General features: G+C 60.8%; 4 protein-coding genes. 2 read left to right on the plus strand and 2 right to left on the minus strand.

Translation table 11 applies throughout. The features are described from left to right. A partial coding sequence (locus EN914_RS30960; protein WP_281034682.1) for a PmbA/TldA family metallopeptidase occupies nucleotides 1–281 on the minus strand: 281 nt, incomplete at its 3' end. A 157-nt stretch (nucleotides 282–438) separates the two neighbouring features. Continuing rightward, entirely contained in the window at nucleotides 439–993 is a 555-nt protein-coding gene (locus EN914_RS30965) for an invasion associated locus B family protein (RefSeq protein WP_013532781.1), read from the minus strand. Between the two features lie 376 nt (nucleotides 994–1,369). Between EN914_RS30965 and coxB the strand changes: the two genes are divergently transcribed. Then, nucleotides 1,370–2,269: a cytochrome c oxidase subunit II gene (gene coxB, locus EN914_RS30970; RefSeq protein WP_081714301.1), complete on the plus strand. Its 900-nt coding sequence runs from the start codon at nucleotides 1,370–1,372 to the stop codon at nucleotides 2,267–2,269. A 38-nt stretch (nucleotides 2,270–2,307) separates the two neighbouring features. Further along, nucleotides 2,308–2,745: cbb3-type cytochrome c oxidase subunit I (locus EN914_RS30975; RefSeq protein ID WP_206527281.1), on the plus strand; the 438-nt coding region annotated here is incomplete at its 3' end.

Consider the following 2,745-nt stretch of genomic DNA (forward strand, 5'->3'; position numbering starts at 1 on the left):
CCCTTGACGGTCGAAACGGCATCGGCCGCGCGCAGCAGCGAAGCTTCGGAGAGATCGCTGGAATGGGCATAGCCGCTGGCTTCGCCGGCAACCGCGCGCAGGCCAAACCCTTGGTCGGTGTTGAAGTTGGCGGTCTTCAGCCGGCCATTGTCGAACATCAGCGCTTCGCTCTCGCTGTATTCGAGGAACAGCTCGCCGTCATCGGCGCCGTTGATGGTTTCGGCGACGATCTGCTTGATGCGATCGTCTGAAATGTCGAATTGGCCGATCAGGCTGTTCATGGCGCGTCCGTTCACAGGAGGAATGGGTCTTTGCCACGATGTAGGCGCGAAGGTGCGCCGAGACAATCGCTCAGCCGCATTGTGAAGACAAAAGCGGTTTGCCAGCAGACCGTCGACGTCACTTCTGGTTGATGAAGCCGGTGATGTCGCCGGGCTTTCAGGGGAGGGCGGCGAAGCCGTCGGCAAAACCCTTGAGGTCGACCGGGATGCCGATGCCTTCTTCCGGGGTCTGGAAGACAATGAAGGTGGCCGACGTGCCGGTCTTCAGCGTGTCGAGAAGCGGCTTCTCGAGGATAACCTCGGCATAGCAGCCGTCCTGGAAACAGCGCACGAAATAGGCGCGACCGATGTCCTTGCCGTCGACATTGAGGCCAAGCCCGTTGGGCAAAAGCACGCCGAGCGGCGCCAGAACGCGCAGGATCTCCGCCTTGTTGTCGGCGGTGCGCAGCACGACGACCGACAGTCCCATCTCCGGACGGTCCTCGGCGACGACGTTCTGCATCATCACGCATTGTTCCGAGGTGGCACCGGCCGGCGTGTCGCAGATGATCGACCATGCGCCATGCGTCGAGCGAACGGTACCGCTCGGTTGCGCGGCGTTCGCCGTGCCGGACACGATCGCGGACAAGCCGATGCCAGACAGGGCGGCGAAAAAGATGACCTTCGCCCAGTTTCTCGAAAACCGAGAGTTTCTCGAAAGCCAGTAATTCATGACGGCTCCATTGCGAATCACGGCACTTTAAGCCGCGCCAAAGCCAAGTAAAGGACGAGACCGCACCAGGTCTGCCCCGAAAAAGCCAATACGGCGCTTTTCCCTGCCAATTTCGCCCGAATTGCGACGTTCGGCACGTGCGCGCCGCGGGAATGCCGCTGTGGGTTCAATGTAGGCGATTCGGGGCTGCCGCGGCTGCCTCCAAAGGCACATCCGGGCTTGCGCGCAAAAATGCCGCACGGTTTCGTCCGCTCCTTTCTTGCGGAGGGAAAAAGAGTATGGTTTGAACCAGCTTGAAACTGTCGGGATTCCCGTCCCGGCATTGTTCGTTATTCTCGTGGGTACCACAGCGAGGAACTGGGAGACGATGAGGGCGATGAGAAATTTCCTGGCAAACGCCAAGGTTCCAGCAAGTGCCAAGTTTCTAAATGCTTGTGCCGCTATCACGTTTTTCGCCGGCGCATCCGCCCATGCCGACCAGCCCAAGAACTGGGAGACAACCTTCCAGGCGCCGGCGACCGACATGATGCGGCAGATCGAGTGGTTCGGGAACTACACAATGTGGTTCATCGTCCCGATCACCATCCTGGTGCTGATTCTTCTCGCCTATTGCATCATCAGATTCCGCGCGAGCGCCAACCCGGTTCCGTCCAAGACCAGTCACAACACGTGGATCGAGTTGATCTGGACGATCGGACCTGTCGTCATCCTGCTCCTCATCGCTATCCCCTCGTTCCAGCTGCTGACCGCGCAATACACGCCGCCGGAAGAAGCAAAGCTGACCGTCAAGGCGACCGGCAACCAGTGGAACTGGGACTACGAGTACCAGACCGACAACACGCTCTCTTTCAACTCCGCGATCCTCCAGGACACCGAACGCGCCGCTGCCGGCAAGGAGGACCGCAAGGTCTACCCGCGCCTGCTGGCCGTCGACAACGAGCTGGTCGTGCCGGTCAACACCATGACCCGCGTGCTCGTCACCGCGACCGACGTGATCCACTCCTTCGCCATGCCGTCGTTCGGCATCAAGATCGACGCCGTTCCTGGTCGCACCAACGAGACCTGGTTCAAGGCGGAGAAGGAAGGTATTTTTTACGGCCAGTGCTCGCAGCTCTGCGGCAAGGACCATGCCTTCATGCCGATCGCCATCCGCGTCGTCTCCGATGCGCAGTTCAAGACCTGGCTGGCGGCAGCCAAGACCGATCTGCCCGGCGCCAACAAGACGCTGATGGCCGAGGTCGACGGCCAGAACAAGGTAGCGGCCGCCGGCAACTGATGCCGCGGGTTAGCAAGATTTAGGGAACGGAGCGGAACATGGCAGACGCTGCAGCTCACGACGGGCACGACCACAAGCCTTATCACGGCTGGGTGCGCTGGGTTTATTCGACCAACCACAAGGACATCGGCACGCTCTACCTGATCTTCGCGATCATGGCCGGCATCATCGGCGGCGCCTTGTCGGTCGCCATCCGCATGGAGCTGCAGGAGCCTGGCATCCAGATCTTCAGCGGTCTGGCGCAGATGGTCTACGGCATGAACGGTGACGCCGCGATCGACGGCGGCAAGAGCATGTACAATGCCTTCGCCACCGCGCACGCCCTGATCATGATCTTCTTCATGGTCATGCCGGCGCTGATCGGCGGTTTTGCCAACTGGATGGTCCCGATCATGATCGGCGCGCCCGACATGGCGTTCCCGCGCATGAACAACATCTCCTTCTGGCTGCTGCCGCCGGCCTTCATCCTGCTGCTC

It is taken from the genome of Mesorhizobium sp. M7A.F.Ca.CA.001.08.2.1, from assembly GCF_003998455.1.
Taxonomy (GTDB): Bacteria; Pseudomonadota; Alphaproteobacteria; order Rhizobiales; family Rhizobiaceae; genus Mesorhizobium; species Mesorhizobium ciceri.